We start from the raw sequence: 1,581 nt of genomic DNA on the forward strand, positions 1-1,581 counted from the left end.
CTGCAACGGAGCGGATCACGATGACGATGCGCGAGCTGGACAGGTTCAAGGTCATTCAGGACGTGGCCGACGGCAAGCTCAAGCCGTGGCGTGCAGCGGAACGGCTGGAGTTGACGACACGGCAGATTCGCCGGCTGGTCGCCCGGCTGCGGGAGCACGGCCCGGCGGGATTGGTGTCGGGACATCGGGCAAAGCCTGGCAACCGCCGTCTGGACCCAGGCGCCGCCGACCGGGCGCTGTCGATCATCCGCGATCGCTACGCCGATTTTGGGCCGACGCTGGCCTGCGAGAAGCTGTGGGAATGCCACGGCATCCGGCTGGCCAAGGAGACCGTCAGGAAGCTGATGACAGACGCTGGCTTGTGGATTCCGCGTCGACAACGACCGCCGAAGATCTACCAGCCGCGAGCGCGCCGGGCCTGCCTCGGCGAATTGATCCAGATCGACGGCAGCGACCATCGGTGGTTCGAGGAACGGGCGCCGGCCTGCACGCTGCTGGTGTATGTGGATGACGCGACGAGCCGATTGATGATGCTGCACTTCACGCAGACAGAGTCGACGTTCAGCTACTTCGAAGCGACGCGAGCGTACATCGAACGGCACGGCAAGCCCGGAGCGTTCTACAGCGACAAGGCCAGCGTGTTCCGCAACGTGAAGCCAGGCAAGACCGGTAACCGTGTGACGCCGTTCGGCCGCGCGATGTACGAGCTGAACATCGACACGTTCTGCGCGAACAGCAGTTCAGCCAAGGGGCGCGTCGAGCGCGCACACCTGACGTTGCAGGACCGATTGGTCAAGGAGATGCGATTGCGCGGAATCAACACGGTGGCCGACGCCAACGCTTACGCGCCCTCCTTCATGGCTGCCTACAACGCGCGCTTCGCGAAGCCGCCGAAGAGTGACTTCAATGCGCATCGGCCGCTGCGGACCGACGAGAGTTTGGACTTGGCGCTGACGTGGCGCGAGCCGCGGAAAGTGACGAAGTCGCTGACGGTGCAGTACGACCGGGTGATGTATTTACTAGATGACACGCTGGAGAACCGGAAGTTGATCGACCGGCAGATCGAGGTGTGGGAGTACCCGGATGGACGGATCGAACTCCGGGCTGACGACCGAGTGTTGAACTGCAGACAATACGACCGACTGGCTGAAATCGATCAAGGTTCAGTCGTTGAGCACAAGCGCTTGAGCCATGTGCTGCAGGTCGCGCAAGCGCTTCAGGCGCAACGCGATAACAGTCGAATCGGTAAAGCTCCGTCACGCACACATCGCGGTGACTCGACCCGGACCAATCGGAACGACCCGCAAGCGGGAAAGAAGAAGCAACGCGAGATCACGCAGGCCGACGTCGAGCATGTGATCGTGGAGCTGGCGCAACGTAGGCAAACCGCAAAGCCAGCAGACAAACCGGGCCGTCGGTCTGCAAAAGCTGGGGAAACGGACGTGAGCGCCCTGCCCGTTCAGGCGCCGACCTTCGACACTGCGTAACGGTTAAAGCTAGGAAAGAGACGCAGTAAAACCAACCTTAAAACCGGACATTTTTAAATGGCTGGAACGTGGACATCTGAATCCGGGTATGACA

General features: G+C 61.6%; 1 protein-coding gene. It reads left to right on the plus strand.

The genetic code is table 11. The features are described from left to right. Window positions 1–1,487: ISNCY family transposase (locus G3N64_RS39075; RefSeq protein WP_241021443.1), on the plus strand; the 1,487-nt coding region annotated here is incomplete at its 5' end. Window positions 1,488–1,581: the final 94 nt, after the last annotated feature.

The organism is Burkholderia sp. Ac-20344 (assembly GCF_017104975.1).
Classification (GTDB): Bacteria; Pseudomonadota; Gammaproteobacteria; order Burkholderiales; family Burkholderiaceae; genus Burkholderia.